22 protein-coding genes are annotated in these 23,551 nt (G+C 72.0%); 10 read left to right on the top strand and 12 right to left on the bottom strand.

Annotated elements, in window-relative coordinates; genetic code table 11:
- Positions 1-49: 49 nt before the first annotated feature.
- From ASG28_RS08680 to ASG28_RS08655, 6 genes are read right to left on the bottom strand one after another with little or no spacing between them, the layout of a single operon-like run.
- A complete protein-coding gene (locus ASG28_RS08680) occupies positions 50-2,362 on the bottom strand; it encodes an FdhF/YdeP family oxidoreductase (protein ID WP_055974116.1) in 2,313 nt (770 codons plus the stop codon).
- Positions 2,359-3,327: a formate dehydrogenase accessory sulfurtransferase FdhD gene (gene fdhD, locus ASG28_RS08675; protein WP_082454522.1), complete on the bottom strand. Its 969-nt coding sequence runs from the start codon at positions 3,325-3,327 to the stop codon at positions 2,359-2,361. The genes ASG28_RS08680 and fdhD overlap by 4 nt, the downstream gene beginning before the upstream one ends.
- A gap of 53 nt (positions 3,328-3,380) precedes the next feature.
- Complete coding sequence (locus ASG28_RS08670; protein WP_055974113.1) at positions 3,381-4,553, bottom strand: molybdopterin molybdotransferase MoeA; 1,173 nt, start codon at positions 4,551-4,553, stop codon at positions 3,381-3,383.
- On the bottom strand, positions 4,550-4,807 hold the full coding sequence (locus tag ASG28_RS08665; RefSeq protein ID WP_055977319.1) for a DUF6457 domain-containing protein: 258 nt from the start codon (positions 4,805-4,807) through the stop codon (positions 4,550-4,552). The genes ASG28_RS08670 and ASG28_RS08665 overlap by 4 nt, the downstream gene beginning before the upstream one ends.
- A 9-nt stretch (positions 4,808-4,816) precedes the next feature.
- Entirely contained in the window at positions 4,817-5,422 is a 606-nt protein-coding gene (gene mobA / locus ASG28_RS08660; protein ID WP_055977316.1) for a molybdenum cofactor guanylyltransferase, read from the bottom strand.
- 2 nt (positions 5,423-5,424) lie between these two features.
- Complete coding sequence (locus tag ASG28_RS08655; RefSeq protein WP_055977313.1) at positions 5,425-5,799, bottom strand: DUF4180 domain-containing protein; 375 nt, start codon at positions 5,797-5,799, stop codon at positions 5,425-5,427.
- A gap of 178 nt (positions 5,800-5,977) precedes the next feature.
- On the opposite strand from ASG28_RS08655, the gene ASG28_RS08645 reads away from it, so the two are divergent.
- The 3 genes from ASG28_RS08645 (at position 5,978) to ASG28_RS08635 (ending at position 7,603) form a co-directional block, all read left to right on the top strand.
- Entirely contained in the window at positions 5,978-6,709 is a 732-nt protein-coding gene (locus tag ASG28_RS08645) for a hypothetical protein (RefSeq protein ID WP_157485679.1), read from the top strand.
- Positions 6,710-6,800: 91 nt separating this feature from the next.
- Positions 6,801-7,070 (top strand): type II toxin-antitoxin system TacA family antitoxin, encoded by a 270-nt coding sequence (locus ASG28_RS08640; protein ID WP_055974103.1) that lies wholly within the window; start codon positions 6,801-6,803, stop codon positions 7,068-7,070.
- Complete coding sequence (locus ASG28_RS08635) at positions 7,067-7,603, top strand: GNAT family N-acetyltransferase (protein WP_055974100.1); 537 nt, start codon at positions 7,067-7,069, stop codon at positions 7,601-7,603. The genes ASG28_RS08640 and ASG28_RS08635 overlap by 4 nt, the downstream gene beginning before the upstream one ends.
- Positions 7,604-7,701: 98 nt before the next feature.
- Here the strand turns inward: ASG28_RS08635 and ASG28_RS16045 are convergent, their stop codons facing one another.
- Entirely contained in the window at positions 7,702-8,682 is a 981-nt protein-coding gene (locus ASG28_RS16045) for a bifunctional methionine sulfoxide reductase B/A protein (RefSeq protein WP_082454521.1), read from the bottom strand.
- Between the two features lie 124 nt (positions 8,683-8,806).
- Between ASG28_RS16045 and ASG28_RS08625 the strand changes: the two genes are divergently transcribed.
- On the top strand, positions 8,807-10,423 hold the full coding sequence (locus ASG28_RS08625; protein WP_055977307.1) for an ABC-F family ATP-binding cassette domain-containing protein: 1,617 nt from the start codon (positions 8,807-8,809) through the stop codon (positions 10,421-10,423).
- Positions 10,424-10,496: 73 nt separating this feature from the next.
- On the opposite strand, the gene ASG28_RS08620 is transcribed toward ASG28_RS08625, so the two are convergent.
- From ASG28_RS08620 to ASG28_RS08610, 3 genes are all read right to left on the bottom strand, one after another.
- The gene (locus ASG28_RS08620; protein WP_055974097.1) at positions 10,497-11,423 is read right to left on the bottom strand and encodes a glycerophosphodiester phosphodiesterase; all 927 of its coding nucleotides are present in this window, start codon (positions 11,421-11,423) and stop codon (positions 10,497-10,499) included.
- Positions 11,424-11,494: 71 nt separating this feature from the next.
- On the bottom strand, positions 11,495-13,156 hold the full coding sequence (locus tag ASG28_RS08615; RefSeq protein WP_082454520.1) for a glycoside hydrolase family 53 protein: 1,662 nt from the start codon (positions 13,154-13,156) through the stop codon (positions 11,495-11,497).
- A 131-nt stretch (positions 13,157-13,287) separates the two neighbouring features.
- Positions 13,288-15,327: a beta-galactosidase gene (locus ASG28_RS08610; RefSeq protein WP_055974094.1), complete on the bottom strand. Its 2,040-nt coding sequence runs from the start codon at positions 15,325-15,327 to the stop codon at positions 13,288-13,290.
- 194 nt (positions 15,328-15,521) lie between these two features.
- Here ASG28_RS08610 and ASG28_RS08605 point away from each other — a divergent pair, with 194 nt between their 5' ends.
- From ASG28_RS08605 to ASG28_RS08580, 6 genes are all read left to right on the top strand, one after another.
- On the top strand, positions 15,522-16,829 hold the full coding sequence (locus tag ASG28_RS08605) for an ABC transporter substrate-binding protein (RefSeq protein WP_055974091.1): 1,308 nt from the start codon (positions 15,522-15,524) through the stop codon (positions 16,827-16,829).
- A gap of 81 nt (positions 16,830-16,910) precedes the next feature.
- Positions 16,911-17,921 carry a carbohydrate ABC transporter permease gene (locus tag ASG28_RS08600; protein WP_082454519.1) on the top strand — a complete coding sequence of 337 codons (1,011 nt, stop codon included), beginning with the start codon at positions 16,911-16,913 and terminating at the stop codon, positions 17,919-17,921.
- A 2-nt stretch (positions 17,922-17,923) separates the two neighbouring features.
- Entirely contained in the window at positions 17,924-18,880 is a 957-nt protein-coding gene (locus ASG28_RS08595; protein ID WP_082454518.1) for a carbohydrate ABC transporter permease, read from the top strand.
- A gap of 41 nt (positions 18,881-18,921) precedes the next feature.
- On the top strand, positions 18,922-19,935 hold the full coding sequence (locus ASG28_RS08590; protein ID WP_055977293.1) for a LacI family DNA-binding transcriptional regulator: 1,014 nt from the start codon (positions 18,922-18,924) through the stop codon (positions 19,933-19,935).
- An 81-nt stretch (positions 19,936-20,016) separates the two neighbouring features.
- Positions 20,017-20,703, top strand: coding sequence for an SDR family NAD(P)-dependent oxidoreductase (locus tag ASG28_RS08585; protein ID WP_055974088.1), 687 nt, complete (start codon positions 20,017-20,019; stop codon positions 20,701-20,703).
- Between the two features lie 35 nt (positions 20,704-20,738).
- Complete coding sequence (locus tag ASG28_RS08580; RefSeq protein ID WP_055974085.1) at positions 20,739-21,350, top strand: TMEM175 family protein; 612 nt, start codon at positions 20,739-20,741, stop codon at positions 21,348-21,350.
- On the opposite strand, the gene ASG28_RS08575 is transcribed toward ASG28_RS08580, so the two are convergent.
- Together ASG28_RS08575 and ASG28_RS08570 are read right to left on the bottom strand one after the other, a co-directional pair.
- Complete coding sequence (locus tag ASG28_RS08575) at positions 21,343-21,834, bottom strand: MarR family winged helix-turn-helix transcriptional regulator (RefSeq protein ID WP_054147589.1); 492 nt, start codon at positions 21,832-21,834, stop codon at positions 21,343-21,345. The two genes, ASG28_RS08580 and ASG28_RS08575, sit on opposite strands and share 8 nt — an antisense overlap.
- Before the next feature lie 97 nt (positions 21,835-21,931).
- Positions 21,932-23,515 carry a hypothetical protein gene (locus tag ASG28_RS08570; protein WP_200925275.1) on the bottom strand — a complete coding sequence of 528 codons (1,584 nt, stop codon included), beginning with the start codon at positions 23,513-23,515 and terminating at the stop codon, positions 21,932-21,934.
- Positions 23,516-23,551: the final 36 nt, after the last annotated feature.

Genomic DNA, 23,551 nt, shown 5'->3' with positions numbered 1-23,551 from the left:
CGCCGCCCACCGACCAGACGGCGCCGCCCACCGACCCGGCGGCCCCGTCTCAGGCCCCGACCGGCACCGCCGCCGGCGTCACGCGCACCAGCACCGCCTTCGACACCGGCGTGTTGCTGCCGATGGCCGCGCTGTCGAGCGGCACGAGCACGTTCGCCTCGGGGAAGTACGCCGCGGCGCACCCCCGGGCCGTCGGGTAGGCGACGATGCGGTAGTCGCGCAGCACCCGCTCGACGTCGTCGGTCCAGACCGTCGCCACGTCGACCTTCTGGCCGTCGACGAGCCCGAGGTCGTCGAGGTCGAGCGGGTTGACGAACACCACGTGCCGACCCTTCTTGATGCCGCGGTAGCGGTCGTTGAGGCTGTAGATCGTGGTGTTGTACTGGTCGTGCGAGCGCAGGGTCTGCAGCAGCAGCGTGCCCTCGGGGCGTTCGACGCGCTCGAGGTCGTTGACCGTGATGATCGCCTTGCCGGCCTTCGTCGCGAACGTCCGCGAGTCGCGCGGCCCGTTCGGCAGGACGAACCCGTCACGGCTGCGCACCCGCTCGCTGTACCGCTCGAAGCCCGGCACGACGCGGCTGATGTGGTCGCGCAGCGTGTCGTAGTCGTCCTCGAAGCCCTGCCAGTCGATCTCGAGGTCGGCCCGGTCGCCGAGCGTCGCCTGCGCCAGACGGCTGACGATGGCGACCTCGCTGAGCAGGTCGGGCGCGACGGGCGGCACCTGGCCGTGGCTGCCGTGGACCGAGCAGACGGTGTCCTCGACCGAGACGAACTGCGGCCCGGCCTTCTGCACGTCGATCTCGGTGCGGCCTAGCGTCGGCAGGATGAGCGCCTCGGCTCCGACGACGGCGTGCGATCGGTTCAGCTTCGTCGACACCTGCACGGTCATGTCGGTGCCGCGCATCGCGGCCTCGGCGAGCTGGGTGTCCGAGATCGCGGCCACGAGGTTGCCGCCCATGCCCATCCAGAACTTGATCCGCCCCTCCTGCATGGCCTTGATGCCCTTGAGGGCGTCGACGCCGTGCTCGCGCGGCGGGTCGAAGCGGAACTCCTTCTGCAGCGCGTCGAGGAACTCGTCCGAGACCTGCTCCCAGATGCCCATCGTGCGGTCGCCCTGCACGTTGCTGTGCCCGCGGATCGGCGAGGCCCCGGCGCCGGGCTTGCCGATGTTGCCGCGCAGCAGCAGCAGGTTGATGATCTCCTTGATGGTGTCGACGGCCTTGCGGTGCTGCGTGATGCCCATCGCCCAGGTGATGATCACGCGGTCCGAGGCCAGGTAGCGGTCGGCGAGCTCGTCGATCTCGGCACGGTCGAGACCGGTGGCCAGCAGCACCTCGTCGTCGTCGACCTGTGCGATGTGCTCGCGGAAGGCCTCGAGGCCGACGGTGTGCTCGGCCAGGAACTCGTGGTCGAGCACCGTGCCGGGCGCGGCGTCCTCGGCCTCGAGGACGCGCTTGGCGACGGCCTGCAGCAGCGCCATGTCGCCGCCGAGCCGGATCTGCAGGAACTGGTCGGCGATCTCGGTCCCGCGTCCCGCGACGCCGCGCGGCAGCTGCGGGTTCTTGTAGCGACGCAGGCCGGCCTCGGGCAGCGGGTTGACCGCGACGATCTTCGCGCCCTTCAGCTTGGCGTCCTCGAGCGCCGTCAGCATGCGCGGGTGGTTGGTGCCCGGGTTCTGTCCCAGGATGACGATCAGGTCGGCCTGCTCGAAGTCGTCGTACGCGATCGTCGACTTGCCGATGCCGACCACCTCGGCCATGGCGAGGCTCGTCGACTCGTGGCACATGTTCGAGCAGTCGGGCAGGTTGTTCGTGCCGAAGGCGCGCACGAACAGTTGGTAGGCGAAGGCTGCCTCGTTCGAGGTGCGGCCGGACGTGTAGAACGACGCCTCGTCCGGGCTGGCGAGCGACTTCAGCTTGTCGCCGACGATGCGGAACGCCTCGTCCCACGACACCTCGCGGTAGTGGTCGCTGCCGGCGGGCTTGTGCACGGGCTTCGTGAGGCGGCCCTGCATGCCGAGCCAGTACTCGGTCTTGTCGAGCAGGTCGGTCACCGAGTGCTCGGCCCAGAACGTGTCGGGCACGAGCACCGGGTTGGCCTCCCAGGTGACCGCCTTGGCGCCGTTCTCGCAGAACTCGGCCACCTTGCGGTGGTTCGGGTCGGGCCAGGCGCAGCTCATGCAGTCGAAGCCGTCCTTCTGGTTCAGCGACGTCATGAGCTTGACGGTGCGTGCCAGTCCGAGCTGCTTGATCGCCGGGTCCATCGAGTGCAGCACGCCGGGCACGCCGGCGGCCCACTCGCGCGGGGGGCCGACCTCGATGTCGGCGTCGGTCACGTCGGAGACGGGCGGTTTCTCGGTCACGGTCTGGTTCCGATCGTCAGGGGGACGGGCGAGGAGGCGCGCGTCGCGCCACCGGGGGAGGACGAGGAGGCGCGGGTCGCCTCGCCGGGGACGCTCTCGTCGGCCGCGGGCTCGGTCCCGTCGGGCTCGCCGAGCCGGTCGGGCCGTGAGTACACGACCATGGACCGACCGCGGAGGAACCCCACGATCGTGACGCCGAGCTCGGTCGCGAGGTCGACGGCGAGCGACGACGGCGCCGACACGGCGGCGAGCACCGGGATGCCGGCCATCGAGGCCTTCTGCGTGAGCTCGAACGAGGCGCGACCCGAGACCATCAGGACGGTCCCGTTCAACGGCAGCCGCGCCTCCTTGACGGCCCAGCCGACGACCTTGTCGACGGCGTTGTGCCGACCGACGTCCTCGCGCAGGACGAGCAGCTCGCCGGTGCGACCGTCGAAGAGGGCCGCGGCGTGCAGCCCGCCGGTCTTCTCGAAGACGTCCTGGCCCTCGCGGAGGCGGTCGGGGAAGGTCGCGAGCAGCGCCGGGTCGACGACGAGGGGGTCGTGCAGCACCTCGTGCTGCGACGTCGTCCGCACCGCGTCGATCGAGGCCTTGCCGCAGAGCCCGCACGAGCTCGTAGTGTAGAACGCCCGCTCGAGGCTCGGGTCGGGTGCGGGCACCCCGGGCGCGAGCGTGACGTCGAGCACGTTGTAGGTGTTGAGGCCCTCGGCCGTGGCCCCGGCGCAGTAGCGGGCCGCGAAGAACTCGTCACCGGTCGAGATGACGGCCTCGGACACGAGGAACCCCGCGGCGAGGTCGAAGTCGTGCCCGGGCGTGCGCATGGTGATGGCGAGCGACGTGCCGCCGACGCGGATCTCGAGGGGCTCCTCGACGGCGAGGGTGTCCATGGTCTTGCGGACTCCCGCCGTGCCGTCGTCGCCGACCGTGATGCGGGTCACCGGCTTGCGGGACGTGATGCGTGCCATGGGTCAGGTCTACCCCTCGAACCCCGAATCCGAAAGCCGGCGAGGCTCGCGTCTCACCACGGCAGGCCGAGCGACGGGACGACGTCGCCCGCAAGCGCCCCGCCCTCGGGCACGATCAGCAGCCCGTCGGCGTCGGCCAGGCCGCGCAGCATCGCGGACGACTGGCGCTCGGTCGGCACGGCACCGTCCGGCGTCAGCCGGTACGCCTGCACGAGCGCCCCGGCTCGGGGGTGGACGACGTCGACGGCGAGCACGACGGACCCGGGAGGCGCGGGTCGCCTGCCGAGGAGGCCGTCCACCACCGCGGTCCCCACGACCACGAGCCCCACGTAGGCCGCCATCGGGTTGCCCGGCAGACACAGGTACAGCGTCTCGCCCCGACGCGCGACGACCAGGGGCTGCCCCGGACGCATGGCGAGGCCGTCGACCACCAGCTCGGCGCCCACCCGGTCGAGGGCGGCGCGGACGTGGTCAGTAGGGCCGTGGGCGGTGCCGCCCGTCGTCACCACGAGGCGACGGTCCGGGCGGTCGAGCGCGGCGATGGTGGAGTCGAGGTCGTCGGGCACGCGCGTCGTGGTCGCGGGAGCGGCACCGAGGGAGTCGAGGAGGCGCGGCACCGGCACCGAGAACACGTCGCGGACCGTCCCGCGTCCGGGCACGCCCTCGGCCACGACCTCGTCGCCGAGCACGGCCAGGGTGACCGTCGGGCGCACGACGACGGACACGGCGTCGTGTCCGCCGAGGGCCAGCACGGCGACGCGGGGCGGGGTGAGGAGGGTGCCGGCGGCGACCAGGGCGTCTCCTCGGTCGATCTCCTCCCCGGCCCGACGGACGTGCGACGGACGGCGCGGGTCGTCGTCGGCCGTGAGGACGTCGTCGGCCACGTGCCCGGACTCCGAGCGCAGCACACGGTCCGTCCCGGTCGGTACGACGGCCCCCGTGGTCACGGGCCGGGCGATGCCAGCAGGCAGCGGATCGGCACCGTCGGCGACGCGGCCCGCCACGATGGAGGGGCCGAGGCGCCACGGCCCCTCGCCCGCGACCGCCCAGCCGTCCATGGCCGAGACGTCGGAACCGGGCACGCGCGCGAGGCTGGTCACGTCGTGGGCCAGCGTCCGGCCGACGGACTCGCCCAGCGGGACGGTCTCGAGCTGCCGGGGCAGGGCCCGGGCGGCGTCGGCCGCCTCGGCGCGGGCGACCCGCCAGTCGGCCCGCCGGACCGTCACGCCGGGTCGGCCGTGGCGAGCGCGGTGGCGGTCGCGACCGCGCGGTCGAGCTCGGCCCGCGAGCCGCCGGCGAGGCCCGCGGCGTAGCCGACGAGGAACGTCGTCAGCGGTGCGGCCGGGCGGGCGACGCCGTGCGCCGCGTCGCGGGCGAGGTCGAGCACCTCGGGGATGTCGACCACGAGGTCGTCGGGCAGGCCGAGCGCCCGGACGAGTCGTGCGGCCCAGGCGTCGAGGTCGGCAGGTGTGTCGGTCATGGTCGACACTCAACCAGTCGCGTCGGGCTCGCGCCGGACGACACCCAGGCGGTCGGCGTCGTCCGCGGTGTCGACGTCGGCGCAGAGCTCGTCGGGCACGGGCACCTCGAGCAGGTCGAGCCCGTCGAGCAGACGGCGCAGCGAGAGGTCGGCGAGGGGGCCGTCGGCTCGCAGCGCCGCGAGTCGGGTCTCGAGGGCGCCGGTCCGGTAGAGCCCGAGCAGCGGCTGACGTCGCCCGTCCGAGTCGATGGCCAGCAGGCCGTCGCGGCGCTCGCCGGCGCCGGCGAGCAGGGCCTGCACCGCCTCGGGTGCCCGCGGCACGTCGCAGGCCAGCACGAGGGTCCACGGCGCCGCGACCTCGACGACGTCGAGACCGGCCGAGAGGGCTGCCACCGGCCCGGACCGGGCGGGCTCCTCGCGGGTCAGCAGTGCCCCGGCGGGCGGCACCCGGCCCTCGCGCAGGCCGACCACGACGAGGGTGCGGGCGCCGCCCGCGGCCTCGACGGCCCGGTCGAGCAATGTCGCGTCTCCGCTGGTGAACCCGGTCTTGTCGGCGCCCTGGACCCGGGAGGCGCGACCCCCCGCGAGCAGGACCGCGTCGAACTCGCGGCTCACGATCACCCGCGCGGTCCGGTCGCGGCGAGCCGGGCGGCCAGCGTGCCCTCGTCGGGGACGAACCAGACGTGCCGCCCGCGGTTGGACTCGCGCACCCAGTCCCGGAACTCGGCGCTCGCCGCCTCGTGGCGCCTGACGTCGCCCAGCACCACCAATTGCACGCGGTAGTTCACGAGCTTCCGGGCGAATTCGCCCGCCCGTCGGGTGCTCGGGTCGAAGAAGGCCGGGTCGAGACGGGCGACCGGCACGACGAGGACCGACGCGTCCGCCCCGAACGCCTCGCCGACGAGGTCGACGGCGTCCGTCTCGGTCGACAGTCGCGGCCCGGCCGAGTCGACGTGCAGGACGCGATGGGGGCCGTGGTCGTCGATGCGCATGCCCCAGGGTAGGCCGTCGAGGTGCGACGGCTCCTCGGCCGTCCGACCGGACATGATCCTGAGGTATTCTCGGAGTCATCCGCTCGACCGACGTGCCCTGGCGGCTGTGCACCTAGCCTCGTCCTGCGGGCCATGGAGGCCCTGGCCCACGAAGGGGCCGACGAAGGGGTGGACGACGATGACGAGACCTGACGGCAGGACGACGGTCCTGGCGCACCTGGCCACTGCGGGTGCGGTCGCGGCACTGCTGGTCGGCTGCACGTCGACGACCGGTCCGGCGGACGCGACGAAGGACCCGGCATCCCGGCCCACCGCCACGAACGCCGCCACGACGACCCCGGACCCCGCGGCCCCGTCGACGGCCACTCCGACGCCCACTCCCACCTCGACGCCCGAGGTCCGCCCGGTGTCGATCCCGACGGACTGCACCGACATCGTCGACGCCGCAACCTACGCCGCCACCATGGGCGACGCCCCGCTCAACGACCCGGCCTATTTCGGACGTCCGATGGGTGCGGTCACCCCCACCGCGCCTCCGGCCGACGCCGATCTCCGAGACGTCGTGGCCGCCGGCGACCGGCTGCGCTGTGGTTGGGCCGACGTGCGGGCCGACATCACGGGTCTGTTCGCGAACGTCGGCACGGTCGACGCCGAGACGGCCGCGGCCTATCCCGCCTGGCTCGCCGAGAAACGCGAACCCACCTCGGTGTTCTGGCTCGACGGTGTCGTCTACGACTGCTCCGAGGCGTACGGCGGCACGCTCTGCCAGTACGTCACCACCGACCCGATGTACGGCGTCGACATGGCCGACACCGTCCTGGTGCGCGACGACGTCGTCGTCACGGTCACCCAGAGGAACGTCCCGACGGACGACCTCATGGGCTCGATCGTCACCCGCCTCTGGGGCTGAACGGCGACCGGACGCAGGAGGCGCGGTGTCCGTGGCCGGAAGTCGGTTGCGAAAGCTCGACTCGTACGGCAGATTGCCGTACGCTCGCGGGATGGCCACCACCAAGAACGACCGACTCGACCTGCGCCTCACGTCGCAGCAGAAGCGCGAGATCGAACAGGCGGCCGCGATCAGCGGCCGGTCGGTGACGGACTTCTCCGTCTCGGCCCTCGTCGAGAAAGCCGAGGGCACGATCCGGAGCGAGCGCGAGATCGCCATGTCTCAGCAGGGTTTCGACGCGTTCTCGGCCGCGCTCGACAGGCCCGCGCGTTCCGTCGCCGGTCTCGCCGATCTGCTCGCTCGTCCTTCCGTCTTCGAGTGACGGTCCTGCGACGTCCTCGGCCCGTCACCGCCGCCGACGACACGAGTCACTTCGACTGCGGCAACGCCTCGCTGACGAGCTGGCTGCAGATCCGGGCCATCCGCAACGAGGCCGGGGGAGCGTCGCGGACGTTCGTCTCGATGGACGACGCGGCCGGGGTGATCGCGGGGTACTACTGTCTGGCGGCGAGCTCGCTGCGGCCGGACGAGGCCCCGGGCGGACTCCGTCGCAACATGCCCGACCCCATCCCGGTCGTCCTGATCGGGCGACTCGCGGTCGGTCTCGACTACCAGGGGCGAGGTCTCGGCGCGTCGCTGCTCCAGGACGCGGTCCTCAAGAGCGTCGAGGCATCTCGCTTGGTGGGGGCCCGGGCCGTCATCGTCTACGCGATCGACGATGCTGCCGTGTCGTTCTACGAACGCTTCGGGTTCACCTCGATGCCCGGCTCCGCTCGGTGTCTCTACCTGCTCGTCTCCGATGCCGAGAAGACCCTGGGCGAGGTCGCCCAGGGCACGGGCTCGACCCGGGGCTGAGAACTTCCCGCCACCGGTGTGGTCCGGCGCACGCGACCGGACGCAAGGAGGCCTTGCCCGACGAACGGACACCGCGCCTCCTGCAGGCCTGACGGGCGTCAGCCCGCGGCGACCTGCTGGTCGCGCTTCGGCAGCACCCAGCCCGGGCGGACGAAGTGGCAGGTGTAGCCGAAGGGGTCCTTCTCGAGGTAGTCCTGGTGCTCTTCCTCGGCCTCCCAGAAGTCGCCCGCGGCGGTGACCTCGGTGACGACCGTGCCCGGCCAGATGCCCGACGCGTCGACGTCGGCGATGGTGTCGAGGGCCGTGGCACGCTGCTCGTCGTTCGTGTAGAAGATCGCCGAGCGGTAGCTGTCGCCGACGTCGTTGCCCTGGCGGTCCTTCGTCGACGGGTCGTGGATCTGGAAGAAGAACTCGAGGATCTCGCGGTACGAGGTCAGGCCCGGGTCGAAGACGATCTCGACGGCCTCGGCGTGACCGCGGTGGTTGCGGTAGGTCGCGTTCGGCACATTGCCGCCCGAGTAGCCGACACGGGTCGAGACGATGCCCGGTCGGCGGCGCAGCAGCTGCTGGGCGCCCCAGAAGCAACCGCCGGCGAGGATCGCGGTCTCGGTCGTGCCGCTGGGGGCGGGGGTGGATTCGGGGGAGAAGAGCGTCATGTAGGCACCGTATCCTTCGGTTTCGAGTGAGGCGTAGGGGACGAAGCGGAGAGCCGCCGAGTTGATGCAGTAGCGCAGCCCGCCGGTGGCGGTGGGGCCGTCGCGGAAGACGTGGCCGAGGTGGCTGTCCCCGGCGGTGGAGCGCACCTCGGTGCGCTTGAAGAACAACCCCTCGCGCTTCTCGACGACGTGCTCGGCGTCGATGGGGCGCGTGAAGCTCGGCCAGCCGGTGCGGCTGTCGAACTTGTCGACCGAGGCGAACAGGGGCTCGCCCGAGACGACGTCGACGTAGATGCCCGCGTCCTTCGAGTCCCAGAACTCGTTGCGGAACGCGGGTTCGGTGCCGCCGCCCTGGGTCACCCGGCGCTGGGTCGAGGTGAGGCGGGCGACCGCCTCGGGGTCTTTCCGGTACTGGTTCGACATGATGCCTCCTGTTCGTCGACGTCGGTGCGATCGGATGGGGTCGGGTGCCCGCGGTCGCGTCGATGCCTCCGACGACAACAACCGGGCGGCGCCGGGTGTTCCGTCGGCCTGCGAGGATCGACGCATGAGCCTGATCCGACTGAACGACGTGACCGTCCGCTTCGACGGCACCCCGGTGGTGCGCGAGGCCTTCTTCCGCCTCGACGAGAAGGAGCGCGTGGGGATCGTCGGTCGCAACGGCAGCGGCAAGTCCACCCTGCTCAAGCTGATGCTCGACCAGGTGCAGCCCGACGAGGGCACGGTCACCCTCGAGCAGGGCGTGCGGGTGGGGTACTTCTCTCAGTTCTCCGAGTTGGACGGCACGCAGACGATCGTCGAGGTGCTGACCGGACTCTTCGCCCACGAGCGGACGATCGAGGCCGACCTGGCGCAGATCGACGCCGACATCGCCGTGGTCGCCGTGGACCCCGACGGCGGGGACGCCCTCGACCAGCTCATCCACCGGCAGTCCGAGCTGTTCGCCGAGATGGACCGGGTCGACGGCTGGGAGTACCCGCGCCGCATCGACACCGCCCTCAGCGTGCTCGGGTTCAGCGACGCGCACCGCACCAGCCCGATCGACGACCTCAGCGGCGGCTGGCGCAACCGGGCGGCCCTGGCGAAGATCGTCCTCGAGGACCCCGACGTGCTGCTGCTCGACGAGCCGACGAACTTCCTCGACGTGGCCGGCGTCGAGTGGCTCGAGTCCTGGTTCCGCGACTTCCACGGCGCGGCCGTCGTCGTGTCGCACGACCGCAGCTTCCTCGACGCGGTCGTCACCCGCATCGTCGAGGTCGAGAACTTCCACCTGCACGACTACCCGGGCGACTTCGCCGAGTACGTCGTGCAGAAACAGTTCCGGCTGAAGAGCCTCGAGCAGCAGTTCGTGCACGAATCCGAGCTGCTCGCGTTCGAGGCCGAGGGCATCTCGGACCGCCGCGACGCCGCGAAGGCCGCCAAGCGCCAGGACGGCGGAGACCTGCTCAAGCAGCTGGCCAAGGTGAAGAAGTCGCGGGCCCCGCGCCCGGTCGACCAGATCATCACCGAGATCTACTCGGGGCTGCACGTCAAGGACGTCCTCTGCCGGGTCGACGGCCTCGGCAAGGCCCGCGACGACCGCACGCTCTTCGACGACCTCACGTTCGAGCTGCGTCGCGGCGACCGCCTGGTGATCACGGGGGCGAACGGCAGCGGCAAGAGCACCCTGTTGCGGGTGCTGACCGGCGAGGAGCGCGCCGACGCCGGTCGGGCCGCGTGGGCCGGCGGGGTCAAGGTGGTCTCGTACGACCAGGTGTTGGCCGAGCTCGACGACGACGACACCGTCACGCACTCGGTCAACGCGATGCCCGACAGCCTCGCCCTGACCGCGACGCGCAAGTCGGTCGGTCGGTTCCTCGCAATGTTCCAGTTCAGCGAGGCCGACCTCAAGAAGCGCATCGGGGCGCTCTCGGGTGGTCAGCGGGCCCGCGTCGCCATGGCCCAGTGCCTGCTCTCGGGTGCCTCGGTGCTGCTGCTCGACGAGCCCACCAACCACCTCGACGTGCCCAGTGCCCAGGTGATGGAGCGGGCGCTGCAGCACTTCCCCGGGGCGGTCGTCGTGGTCAGCCACGACCGGTTCTTCGCCGACAAGGTCGCCACCCGGCGTCTGGTCTTCGGAGCGGACGCCGAACGGCCCGAGCGCGTGGTCGTGACCGCGGCCTGAGCCGCGGGGCGCGGCGCGTGCGGACGACGGACGCGGGGCGCGGCGCGCGAGCCGCGGCGGCGTGCGCGCGGGCTCAGCCCTCGGTCGTGAGCGGCCCGACGACCTCGGCGACGCCCGAGACGACGAGCCCGTCGGCGTCGTGGTCGAGGGCGGTGTGCGCCGCGTCGAGGTCGGGCACGATGTGGCCGAAGACGGGTTTGCCGGTCGCGGCGAGGGTCGCCCAGGTCGCGGCGGGTGCTCGCCAGTCGAGGCCCAGCAGGCTCCAGCTGTCGGAGGTGCGGGTCAGCAGCTCGGGATCGTCCGCCAGCTCGTCGGCGTAGTAGTACCCCCAGGTCTCGCACCCCCGCGCGGTGGCGAGGTCGCCCCACTCGGTCTGCGTGCAGTAGCCCTTGCCGACGAGGGTCTGCGTGAGGTCGGCCGTGCCGAGCTGCGTCCGCGCGATCTCGAACAGCTCGGGGTAGTAGCGGGAGTCGACGTGCTTCGGGTCGACGAAGAGGGCGTGCTCGCGGCCGAACTCGCGCACCACCTCGTCGAAGCGCGCGTAGGGCTGGTCCGACTGCCCGGGGTCGCTCGTCCCGGCCGCCGAGATGCGGTACCGCTGCACCTCGCTCCAGGTGTGCTCGGCGGCGACGAAGCCGGACGTGCCCGAGGTGCGGTCGAGGGTCTCGTCGTGTAGACCGAACCACACTCCGTCCGAGGTGCGGGAGAGCGACATCTCGAGCCCGTCGACCCCGGCTGCGACCGACCGCCGGTAGGCGAACAGCGACATCTCGGGCCAGTCGCGGGACCCGCCGCGGTGCGCGACGGTGGCGGGACGCGCGGCCCGCAGGGCGTCGACCGGCCGAGGAGGCGCGGTCGGCGTGACCTGCGCCTCCCCGGTCACGCGCGCACTCCGCAGGGCCAGGCCCGCTCCCACGGCGCCGAGGACGGCGACGCCGCCCGCGCCGAGCAACACGGTGCGTCGGTCGACGCGGGCTCGCGGACGCGGGGAGGAGGGCATGAGCCCATCTTGGGGGTCTCCGATCACGGTCCGTGACGTGGCCGGCCGGGATCACCCGGCGTTCGCCCGGGTCAGTCGGCCGCGTACTCGTCGAGGGCGGGCAGGGGGCGACCGTCGAAGTCCCACATCGCCTGGTTCTCCCACGCGTTCCCCGAGGTCGGGTCGTCCGGGTCCCAGCCGGCCCCGTCGACCGCCGTCCACGCGGGCTCCCAGGCGACGACGCCGATACCGCGGCCGCCGGGGGCCGACGCCACGACGTCCTGGATCGCCCGGAAGTTCGCGGCCTGCCCCTCAGGTGTCGCCGGGTAGCCGGCGACCAGCTGCGATGGGTCGACGACGACGTTCTCCCAGGTGTGGTCGGGATCGTCCTCGAGCGTCCAGGGGTAGGACGTCTCGACGATCAGCACGTCGCGGTCGTAGCGCTCGGACAGCGTCGTGACCGCCTGCTGCATGCCCGACAGCCCGCCGTGCCAGTAGCCGTAGTACGAGAGGCCGATCAGGTCGAACGGCACCCCGCGTGAGGTCGCCTCGTCGAACCACCAGGTCAGGCCGTCGATCCCGTTGTTGATGTTCGTCAGGTGCAGCACGACCTGCGTCGTCGGCGAGACCTCCTTCACCGCCGTCGCTCCGGCCGTGAGGAACATCGCCAGGTTGCTCCACTGCGCGCCGCTGACGCCGTCGCTCGGGTCGACGTCCCAGGTCTGGCCCAGAGGCCAGACCATGCCGGGGTTGATCTCGTTGCCGACCTGCACGGCGTCCGCGGTGATGCCCTCGGCGGCGAGGGCGTCGAGCACGCTGCGGGTGTGGTCGTGGATCTTCGTGGCGACCTCGGGCGCGCTCAGCCCGAGCCAGGCCTTCGGCATGGTCTGGGCGCCCGGGTCGGTCCAGCGGTCGCTGTAGTGGAAGTCCACGAGCAGCTGCATGCCCGCCGCCTTCACCCGCGCGGCCATCGCGACGACGTCGTCCTGGTCGTTGTAGCCGTCGGTCGGGTCGACCCAGACCTTCAGCCGCACCATGTTCGCGCCGTGGTCGGCGAGCTGCTGCACGGCGTCCGTCGGACGTCCGGCGGCGTCGAGGTAGACGGCTCCGCGGTCCTCGTTGCGGGGCAGGCCCGAGAGGTCGGCGCCCCGCACGTCGCGGGTGACACGGCCGGGCGTGAAGGTCACGTCGTCCATGCTCGCCCAGGCCCCCGCGGCACCCGACGTGGTGAGCGTGGGCGTGCACTGGCTGTGCGTCACCTCGGCCGAGACCGACAGGTGCAGCCAGCCGTCGTCGGACTCGGTCGAGGGGACGACCGTCGTGCCCGCGGCGTCCGTGCTCGAGCCGGTGCCGCACCCCATGAGCGAGAGCGTGCTCGTGGCCAGGCCGCCACCGCTTTTCACCCAGGCCGAGAAGGTCCACCAGCCGGGCGTGACCTTCTTGAGCTTCTGGCTGGTCGTGGCCGTGCCGGCCGTCGACAGCACGTGCGTCAGGCGCGTGGCCGAGTCGTGCCCACCCGCCTCGAGCGTCGTGGTGCCCTTCCCCTTCGAGACCCAGCCCGCCGCGCCCTGCTCGAAGCCGGGGTCCTGCACGACGACCGGGCGGGGGGCCGGGCCTCCGGGGGCCGCGGTCGCGGGGGCGCCCGCCAGCAGGCCTGCTCCCAGGGCCGCCGTGGCGAGGGCGGCGCCGACGGCGAGACCGCGCCGGCCCCTCCGGTCGATGCGGGTCCGGGGTGTGGTGGTGGGTCGTGTCATCGTGTCGTCCTCCTTGACGATCGGTGTGGCGGGGTGCTGTGGGTGAGGGGTGGGGCTCTCGAGGGGTGAGTGCAGGAGGCGCGGTGCCGGTCCCGACGCCGGCACCGCGCCTCCTCGGGTCGCCTCGCGGCTCAGCCGCGCGGGCGGCTCACGACGCGGACCGCGCCGGCGGGAACGACGACGCGGCCGTCGACGGCGTCGCCGGTGATCAGCTCGGTGCCCCGACCGACCGCGACGTCGGTCGCTGCCTCGGCGTGGTTGACCAGGAAGGTGAAGTCGGCGTCGTCCCCGTGGCGCACGACGACCTCGAGCCCGTCGGGGTGCTCGACCGGCAGCGGCACGCCGGCGTCGTCCAGCACCGACCGGACGAGCCCCTCGAGGTCGGCCCCCGTCGTGCGCGTCGAGACGTACCAGGCCGAACCGTCGCCGTGGGCGTGACGGGTGACCGCCGGACCTCCCGCCGCCGGGCCGTCGACGTAGCTCGCGACCGCCACGGCGCCCTCGAGCACGATGTCGTCGGACCAGCCGGTGCCGGTCGTGCCGTCGTCGAGCGTGACGACCTGGTCGGCGTACAGGGGCAGGAACTCGGGCACCGAGAGCCCGAGCACGTCGCGCAGGGCACCGGGTGCTCCACCGGCGTGGACGGTGTCGTTCTCGTCGACCACGCCCGAGAAGTACGACGCGACGAAGGTGCCGCCCCCGCGGACGAACGCGTCGAGGGCGTCGGTGGTGTGCCGGTCGGCCAGGTACAGCGAGGGGGCGAGCACGAGGTCGTAGCCCGACAGGTCGTCGTGCGGGTGACGGAAGTCCACCGTCACGCCGAGGTGCCACAGGGCCGAGTACCAGGCGACGACGCGCTCGCGGTGCTGGAGCTCGACCGACGGGCGCCACTCGAGGTCGTGGGCCCAGAACGACTCGACGTCCCAGAGGATCGCGACCCGCGCCTCCACCCGGCTGCCGCGGACGGCCGCGAGGCGGCCCAGGTCGGCGCCGAAGTCGACGACCTCGCGCCAGGTTCGGGTCGCGGTGCCGGCGTGCGGCAGCATCGCGGAGTGGAACTTCTCGGCGCCGTACCGTGACGCCCGGAACTGGAAGAACAGGATCGCGTCGGCACCTCGTGCCAGGTGGCTCGCGGCGTTGCGGGCGAGTTCACCCGGGCGCTTGGCGATGTTGCGGGGCTGCCAGTTGACGGCCGAGGTCGAGTGCTCCATGAGCATCCACGGCGCACCGCCGGCGAGCGACCGGGTGAGGTCGGCGTCCATGGCGAGCAGCACGTGGTTGTCGCGGCGCTCGGCCACGAGGTAGTGGTCGTTCGCGACGACGTCGACCTCGCGGGCCCATGTCCAGTAGTCGATCGAGGGGCAGTTGGTGGCCATGAAGTTCGTCGTGACCGGGAGGTGCGGTGCGTGTCGCTTGATCGCGTCGCGTTCGGCGGTGAAGCAGGCGAGCAGGGCGTCCGAGGTGAACCGGGCGAAGTCGAGCCGCGAGGTCTGGTTGACGACCGTGGCCGAGGTGCGCGGCACGTCGATCTCGTCCCACTCGCCGTAGGTCTGGCCCCAGAACCGGGTGCCCCAGGCCTCGTTCAGTGCGTCGAGGGTGACGTACTTCTCCTCGAGCCAGGTGCGGAAGGCGAGCACCGAGTGGGGGCCGTAGTCCTCGCTGATCGGGGCGCCGTACTCGTTGTGGACGTGCCAGAGCACCACGGCGGGGTGGTTCGCGTAGCGCTCGGCCAGCCGCTCGGTGATCGCGAGGGCCGCGCGACGGTAGTCGGGGCTGCTCGGGCTGACCATGCCGCGGGAGCCGCGGCCGAGGGTGACGCCGTCACGCGTGACCGGGTGGGAGTCGGGGTAGGCCTTCCAGAACCAGGCCGGGGGGACGGTCGTCGGGGTGGCCAGGTCGACGTCGATGTCGGCGTCGTGCAGCAGGCCGAGGAGGTCGTCGAGGAAGCCGAAGTCGTACTCGCCCTCGCGGGGTTCGAGCAGCGCCCACGAGAAGATGCCGACGCTGACCAGGTTGACGCCCGCCTGCTTCATCAGGGCGATGTCCTCGAGCCAGACCTCGCGCGGCCACTGCTCGGGGTTGTAGTCCCCGCCGTAGCGCAGGTCGGCGCGGCCGGGCAGCCAGGTCGTGGTGGCCTGGGGCGTGGGCCGGGCATCGAGCTCGAGTGACATGCGGTGATCTCCTTTGACTGTGTGCGCTCCCAGTTGTAACACACCGGTATCGACTGCCGGAAGGGTCCGTATCGGTGTTGACAAGCCAAAAGCGCTGTGCGTAACTGTAACCGCTCACAGGCACAGCGACGTGGTTTTCCGAAGCCCGCGCTGTCCCGCCCCACCACAGCTCTTGCTTTCCTCAAGGAGGACGAATGCGCAGCTCATTCCGCCGTCTCGGTGTCGCCACGGTCGCGACCGCCGCCCTACTGCTCACCGCCGGGTGCTCCGGCGCCGGGGGAGGCGCGGCCGACGACGGCCCCGTCGAGCTCAGCTACTGGGCCTGGGCCCCGAACCTCGACAAGGTCGTCGACCTCTGGAACCAGGACCACCCCGACATCCAGGTCACCGTCAACAAGCAGGACGGTGGCGACCCCGCCATCACCAAGCTGCTCACGGCCATCAAGGCCGGCAGCGGTGCTCCGGACCTGATCCAGGCCGAGTACCAGAAGATCCCGACGCTCGTGTCCTCGGACGCGCTCGCCGACATCTCGGACCAGGGCGCCGCCGACCTCGAGGGCGACTTCTCGGAGGGCACCTGGTCGTCGGTGACCCTCGGCGGCGACGGCGTCTACGCCATCCCACAGGACTCCGGCCCGATGATGGCCTACTACCGCACCGACATCCTCGACCAGTACGGCCTGAGCGTCCCGACCACGTGGGACGAGTACGCCGACGTGGCCACCGAGCTGCACGCCGCCGACCCGACGAAGTACCTCGGCACCTTCTCGGCCAACGACGCCGGCTGGTTCGCCGGGCTCACGCAGCAGGCCGGCGCCTCGTGGTGGTCGATCGACGGCGACAGCTGGGGCGTCGACATCGAGGGCGGCTCGACGGAGAAGGTCGCGTCGTACTGGGGCGGGCTCGTCGAGAGCGGCGCCATCGACAACAAGCCGATGTACACGCCCGAGTGGAACGCCGGTCTGAACGACGGCAGCCAGGTCGGCTGGATCAGCTCGGTCTGGGCCCCCGGTGTGCTGGGCGGCAACGCCCCCGACACCGCCGGCAAGTGGACCGCGGCGCCGCTGCCGCAGTGGGACGCCTCGAAGCCCGCCGACGGCAACTGGGGTGGCTCGACCACGGCCGTCACGACGCAGTCCGAGCACAAGGAGGCGGCAGTCGAGTTCGCGACCTGGCTCAACACCGACCCCACGGCCGTGGCGGCGCTCGCCGACATCGCCGGCGTCTACCCGGCGGCGACCGACGCGGCGGCCGACGCCCTGACGACGAGCCCGGAGTTCTTCAGCCAGCAGGACGACTTCTACGACATCGCCGCCGAGGCGTCCGAGTCGGTGAACCCGTTCACCTACGGCCCCAACGTCAACGTGGCCTTCAGCGCCTACAACGACGAGTTCGCCAAGGCCGCCGACGCGAAGACCCAGGCGGCGTTCGAGGACGCGGTCACGGCCATGCAGGAGATCACCGTCGACGACCTGACCAAGAGCGGTTTCTCGGTCAAGTAGCCACATCGGGCGGGGCGGCCGGGGTCGCCCCGTCCGCCCCGTCACCCCTCCGTCACACCCGTCTCGACCCAAGGACCCGGCATGGCCGACAGCCTCACCCACCTCAGCCCCCGCACCGACGGTGCCGGCCCTCCGCCGTCGTCGACCGGTCGCGAGGCGCCCCGGCCCGCGACGCGCAAGGGCAACGGCAGCTTCCGCACGCGGGTGCTGACCCCCTACGCCATGCTCGCCCCCGGCATCGTGCTCTTCGTGCTGTTCATGGCGGCGCCCATCGTCTACACGTTGTTCCTCAGCTTCCAGAAGAAGCAGGTCGTCGGCCTCGGGCTCGGCTCGGGCGGCGAGAGCCAGGTCTTCGCCGGTCTCGAGAACTACGTCGGTTCGCTCACCGACCCCGAGTTCGCCGCCAGTGTCGGCCGCGTCCTGCTCTACGGCGTCGTGCTGATCCCGTGCATGCTCGGCCTGGCGCTGCTCTTCGCCCTGCTGCTCGACTCGAAGCGCACCCGGGCCACGGCCTTCTCGCGCGTGTCGATCTTCATGCCCTACGCGGTGCCCGCCGTCATCAGTTCGCTGCTCTGGGGCTTCCTGTACCTCCCCGCCGTGAGCCCGTTCTACTACGTGTTCGACCGGCTGGGCTGGGACGTCGACGGCGTGCTCGGCTCGGGCACCGTCCTGTTCGCGATCGCCAACATCGCCCTGTGGGGCGGCGTCGGCTTCAACATGATCGTCATCTACACCTCGCTCAAGGCCGTGCCGACCGACGTCTACGAGGCCGCCCGCCTCGACGGCGCCAGCGAGGTGCAGATCGCGCTGCGCATCAAGATCCCGATGGTGGCTCCCGCGCTCGTCATGACCGCGCTCTTCTCCATGGTGGCCACCCTGCAGGTGTTCGCCGAGCCGACCACCCTGCGCCCGCTCACGAACAGCCTGTCGACCAGCTGGTCACCGCTGATGCTCGTCTACCGCGACGCGTTCACCCGCGACGACATCTACTCGGCGGCGGCGACCTCGGTCGTCATCGCGCTCGCCACCTTCATCGTCAGCTTCTTCTTCCTCCGGGTCGTCCAGAAGCGCGCGTTCGGCCAGGAGGACTGACCATGACCACGATCGACCTCGACGGCTCCCACGACGCGGCGGCCCCGGTGCCCGACCCGACCCGCGCCTCCTCGACGGGCCGCCGAGCCTCGGGCAAGGTGCCGCGCGACCCGGCCGCCCCGCGCCTGCACGCCGAACGGCCGAGCATCGTCTCGACGGTGCTGCTGCTGATCGGCGCCGTCTACTGCCTGTTCCCGGTGCTCTGGGTCGTCATGGCCTCGACCAAGGACGGGGGCGAGCTCTTCTCGACCTTCACCCTGGCGCCGAGCGGTCACCTGCTCGACAACGTCGTCGCCCTCACGCAGTACCGCGACGGCCTGTTCTGGCGCTGGATGCTCAACACGGCCCTCTACGCCGGCATCGGCGCGATCGCGTCGACGTTCGTCTCGGCGCTCTCGGGCTACGTGCTCGCGAAGTTCGAGTTCCCGGGCAAGAAGGTCGTCTTCAACGTGTTGCTGATGGGCGTGCTCGTGCCCGGCGTCATCCTGGCGATCCCGCAGTACTTCCTGCTGGCGAACGTCGGCCTGACCAACACGTTCTGGGGCGTGCTGCTGCCGCAGATCATCAGCCCGTACGGCATCTACCTCGCCCGCATCTACGCCGCGGCCGCCGTGCCGACCGACGTGATCGAGGCCGCCCGCACCGAGGGCGCCCGTGAGATGGGCATCTTCGGTCGCATCGCGGTCCCGATGCTGCTGCCCGGACTCGTGACGATCTTCCTGTTCCAGTTCGTCGCCATCTGGAACAACTTCATGCTGCCGTACATCATGCTCGGCGACGACTCGCTGTTCCCGTTGACGGTCGGCCTCAACGGCCTGCTCAACCAGGGGGCGTCGGCGCCCGCGCTCTACACGCTCGTCATCACCGGGGCGCTCCTGTCGGTCATCCCGTTGATCGCCATCTTCCTGGTGCTGCAGCGCTTCTGGAAGGTCGACCTCGCCGCCGGCGCGGTCAAGTAGTGCCGGCGGGCCCGGCGCCGGCGGCACCCTATGCTGGCCGCGTGAGCAGCGCGACGGGTCGGGGACGACCGACCATCGACGACGTCGCGACGGCGGCGGGCGTCTCGCGGGGCACCGTCTCGCGGGCGCTCAACGGCGGTCGCTGGGTCAGCCCCGAGGCGAAGACCGCCGTCGAGGCGGCCATCAAGGCCACCGGGTACCGCGTCAACCCGCACGCGCGCAGTCTCGCGACGAACCGCACCGGCTCGGTCGCCTTCCTGCTCACCGAGGACCACCAGCAGCTCTTCGAGGACCCCAACTTCTCGATCCTGCTGCGCGGGGCCGCCGCGGCCCTCGCCGACCGCGACGTCTCGCTCGTGCTGATCATGGCCGGGTCGCCGGCCGAACAGCAGCGGGCGCTGGCCTACATCGGCGCCGGCCACGTCGACGGCGTCCTGCTCGTCTCGGCACACAGCGGTGGCCGCCTGCTGACCGACGTCGTCGAGTCGGGCGTGCCGGCGATCGCCTGTGGCATCCCGCTCGGACACGAGAAGAAGATGGGCTGGGTCGCCGCCGACGACCGTGAGGGCGCCCGCGAGATGGTGGCCTACCTCCGCGGTCTCGGGCGTCGCCGCATCGCCACGATCACCGGCCCCGCCGACACCCCCGGCGGCATCACCCGGCTCGAGGGCTACCGCGCCGAGCTGGGCGACGACCTCGACGAGTCGCTCGTGCGCCACGGCGACTACGGCCGTGAGAGCGGTCGCGTCGCGATGGCCTCGCTGCTCGCCGACCACCCCGACGTCGACGCCGTGTTCGCGGGCAACGACCGCATGGCCGCCGGGGCGATCGACGCCCTGCGGGCCGCCGGTCGTCGGGTGCCCGAGGACGTCGCCGTGGCCGGGTTCGACGACTCCCGCGTCGCGACCGAGACGACGCCGGCGCTGACGACCATGCGTCAGCCCTTCGACCGCATCAGCAACGAGATGGTGCGCCTGCTGCTGCAGGTGATCGACGGCGAGAAGCCTGCCGCGATGACGCTGCCGACCGAGCTGGTGGTCCGGGCGTCCGCCTGACGCGCCCGCGCCTCCTGCTCGGCCCTATCTCACGGCGACCTCACGCCCGACGTCACGGCCGGCGCGCGTAGGGTCGGCGACATGACCGATCTCGACGGAGCCGTGGTGCTCGTGGCCGGCGCGTCCGGCGGACTCGGCGTGCGCGTCGCCGCGATGCTCGAGGACGAGGGGGCCGTCGTCGTGCGCGCGGCGCGACGCCCGGACTCGCTGTCGGGGCCCGGCGCCTACTTCGCCGACCTGCGCGACCCGTCAGGAGGCGCGGCGCTGGTCCGTTCGGCCCTCGACGAACACGGACGCCTCGACGGCGTCGTGGTCGCCGCGGGCGTCGTCGCCTTCGGAGCGGCGAAGGACCTCGACGACGACACGCTCGACGAACTCGTCGCGACCAACGCGCTCGGGCCGATCCGGTTGCTGCGCGACGCCCACACGGCGCTCGCACAGTCCGCCGCGGCCGGCCGGAAGCCGTTCGTCGTGACCATCAGCGGGGTCGTGTCCGAGGCGCCGACCGTCGGGATGGCCGCGTACTCGGCGTCCAAGGCGGCCCTGGCGGCCTTCGTGTCGGCCGCCGGACGGGAGTACCGGCGCGACGGCATCCGCGTGCTCGACGCGCGCCCGGGGCACACCGACACCGGACTCGCGACCCGGGCCGTGGCGGGGCAGGCCCCGGCGTTCGGCGCGGCCCTCGACCCGGACGCCGTGGCCGAGCGCATCGTGCGGGCGATCGTCGACGGTGAGAAGGACCTGCCCGGCTCGGCCTTCACGAGCTGAGCCCGCGGGGGCGCTTTCCCGTGGTGAACTGAGTCATGCGCTCTGAACGCGGTTTCGACCGGCTCGTCAACTTCAGCGACGCGGTCGTGGCCATCGCCATCACCCTGATCGTGTTGCCCCTGGTGGACGCCGCAGGGGCGGATCAGCACGAAACCGCCGGTGCCTTCTTGTCCGACAACGTCTCGTCGCTCGCCGCGGCGGCCCTGAGTTTCGTGGTGATCGGTGCGCTCTGGCGGGCCCATCACCGCGTGTGGGACGGCTTTTCCGGAGTCTCGACGGCGATGGTGCACCTGAACTTCTTCTGGCTGGCCAGCATCGTGTTCTTGCCGCTGCCGACCGTGCTGATCGAGTCGGTGACGTCGAACGACCGCCTGTCGGTCGGACTGTACGTCGGCACGATGCTGGTCTCCGCCATCAGCCTCGCGTTGCACGCCGTGATCGCCGAGCGGGACGGGTTGCTCTCGACCGAGGCCCTGGCGGCGCGACGAGCCAGGCCCTGGTGGGACCGGTGGTCGACCGTGTTGCTCATGACGGTCGTGTTCGTCGTCGCGGTTTTGGTGCCGCAGATCGGTCTCGCAGCCCTGACGGCGTTGCTGCTGGCCATCCCCGCGGGGTTCGTCGCGAGACGGCGGACGCGGGTCAGCTGAACTCGTCGCCGACCAGGCGCAAGAGGTCGGCGAGCTGCGCCTGCTGGGCCGGCGAGAGCGAGTGCAACCTGGCGCTCTCGGCGTCGACCAGGCTGAGCATGGCGGCGTCGACCCGGGCGATGCCGTCCTCGGTGACACGGACGAGCACGCCGCGGCCGTCGCTCGGATCGCCCCGGCGTTCGACAAGGCCGCGCTCGACCAGACGGTCGAGTCGGTTCGTCATCGTGCCGCTCGTGACCATGGTGGCCGTGACGAGGTGCTTCGGGCTGAGCTGGAAGGGATCGCCGGCCCGACGCAGAGCCGAGAGCACGTCGAACTCCCAGATCTCGAGGCCGGCGTGCGCGAACGCCTCGCTGCGGATGCGGTCGAGGCGACGCGACAGACGGCGGAGTCGCGAGAAGACGTCGAGGGGTGCGAAGTCGATGTCGGGGCGCTCGCGGGCCCAGGCGTCGATGATCAGGTCGACTTCGTCGTTCGTGGCCACGGTGCTGCGTTCCCATCGGTCGGTTTCGGACTCCTCATCTTCGTCCACCTGCCGGTGAATCGTCCGCACGGGTCGCCGGGGCCACCTCGACGCCGCGCTACTGGTAGGTCACGAGGTCGGGCGTGGGCGACACGTCCGCCATGGTCTGCTCGGGGGAGAGCATCGGGGCGTCCTCGTCGTAGAAGTTCTTCCAGCCCCAGGCGACCCCGGCCGGGGCTCCGTCGTGCAGCGTGCGCCAGGTGGCCTGCTTGTCGGGCTGCGAGCCCTGGCCGTCGGCGTGGATCAGTGTGGCCAGCTCGGGCCGGGACGTGTCGATCGACGCCCGATCGCGCAGCATGTCGAGGCGGAACTGGTGCAGGACGAACATCTTCGGCGGCAGGCCCTTCGACGCCACGAGGTCGGCCAGCCAGGTCGACACGGCGTTCACCTCGCCCGCCTCGACCCCGCCGATCTGGCGCAGCGGCACCTGGTCGGCCTCGAGGCGCCATTCGGGGTCGAGGGCCAACCCGACGTTCGGCCGCGACAGCAGCGACTCGTAGCGCTTCGCCTGGCTCAGGAAGTCGGCGCGCCCGGGCTGCAGGTCGATCACCACGTACTGGCCGGCGGCGGCGGCCGCGTCGACGTAGGGCTCGATGCTCTCGACCGACAGCTCGTTCGAGTAGTCGCCGTCGTCCCCCGCGGCACCGGCGGCGACGGTCGCGATGACCTCGAGCATCGGCACGACGGGCCGGTCGCTCGCCGCGTCGTAGCTCGCCGCGACGTCGGCGGCCCGCTGCACGGTCGCGGCGACGTCCTGCTCGCCGAGCACCCCGAGCGCCCCCGTGCCCGGCGCCCCGTAGAGCGCCACGAACCGCCGGTCGGGGAAGAATCGCTGCCCGCCGCCGGGCAGCTGCGCACCGGATCGGGCCGCCGCGACCGACCACCCGGGGTCGCGCACGGTCGAGAACGAGGAGCCGATCAACACCGTGTCGGTCGTCGTCGAGGCGTGCAGTGCGTCGATCGCCTCACCGGAGGCCTGCAGGTCGACGACCCCGTCGGGCAGGGCCTGCACGTCGGCACCCGCGGCCCGCGCGGTGGCCGTGGCCGCGACGTCGTCGGCCCCCGCCACGACGGCGAGGACGTCGTCGAGGGGCGTCGCCGCGTCGGGCACGTCGACCGAGGAGGCGCTGGTCGCCACCTCGACGCGCACCCCGTCGATCGCTCCCACGTCGCCCACCGCCAGGACGGTCTCGACGCCGAGCCGGTCGAGCTCGGCCGCCAGGACGGACGGCCCGGTCGACGGGTCGCCGCTCGACGGGCCACCGCTCGACGGGCCGCCGGACGGCGACCCGGTCGACGTCCCCGCCGGGGCGAGCAGCATCGGCACGCCGAGTCGCACCGCCTCGTCTGCCGCGTCCGCCTGGCCTGCCCCGTCCCCGTCCGGGGCCACGACCGCCACCGGACTCGAGGCGAACATCGCCCGACTGGCCTCGACGGCCCTCTCGGGGGCGGTGGCGGCGCCGACCACGGTGACCCGCGCCTCCTGCTCGTGGGTGACGAGGGCCGTGCGCCCGTCGGCGTCGTCGACCGAGGTGGACGTGCAGCCGGCCACGGCGAACAGGGCCACGGCGGCGAGCGTCGCCGCCACGGTCGGGTGGGTCGGGGTGGAGGGGCCCAGGGAGCGGCGGGTACGGGAAAACACCGATCCACGGTAACCGCGACCGCCGACACCGGCGCG

This window comes from Frigoribacterium sp. Leaf415, from assembly GCF_001424645.1.
Classification (GTDB): Bacteria; Actinomycetota; Actinomycetes; order Actinomycetales; family Microbacteriaceae; genus Frigoribacterium.
The sequence above is the reverse complement of the archived record's forward strand: the minus strand, read 5'-3'. Positions and strand labels throughout refer to the sequence as shown.